This is a genomic window from Dietzia sp. B44, from assembly GCF_014145245.1.
Taxonomy (GTDB): Bacteria; Actinomycetota; Actinomycetes; order Mycobacteriales; family Mycobacteriaceae; genus Dietzia; species Dietzia natronolimnaea.
Genome location: NZ_JAALEF010000244.1, coordinates 7,764 through 8,280 on the forward strand (window position 1 = coordinate 7,764; position 517 = coordinate 8,280).

A 517-nucleotide genomic window follows, 5' to 3' on the forward strand; every position below is an offset into this window, starting at 1 on the left:
GTCGCGGCCGGGCCGATGTCGTCCTCGGATCGCGCGGAGCGCGCGGTCGAGCAGACTCTCCGCGACATGACCGCCTCGGACTCGTTCGCCGAGTTCAACAGCCATCTCTGCGCCGAGAACCGGGTGCCGCAGGACCTGGTCGACAACATCACCGCCTCCGGCGAGCAGACCGGCACCGACCTCGACGCGATGCTGCGCGAGTCCATCGCGGGTTCGTTCCCGCAGGATCTCGAGGTCACCGGGGTCGAGATCGAGGGCGATGTCGCCACCGCCACCGTGGAGTCGGAATCCGACGAGTCCGCGCCGGAGCAGGTACGGATGCTCAATGAGGACGGCGCCTGGAAGGTATGCGAGCCCGGTGTGGGAATGGGTGCGGTGCCTCAGGGTGATCAGCCCGGCTGAGTTCCCGCCGGGCTGATCGCCCCGAGTCTGATCGCCCTGAGACACGAGGGCACGCCACGCGCCGCACACACGAGCCGTGCAGGAGTCACGCGGGGTGGGTGCGGTGGGCGCCTGG

Annotated in this window: 1 protein-coding gene; it reads left to right on the forward strand. The window is 69.6% G+C overall.

The features are described 5' to 3' along the window. Positions 1 to 402, forward strand: a 402-nt coding sequence (locus G6017_RS08885) for an Rv0361 family membrane protein (RefSeq protein WP_182617002.1), incomplete at its 5' end; no start/stop codon positions are given. Positions 403 to 517 lie beyond the last annotated feature (115 nt).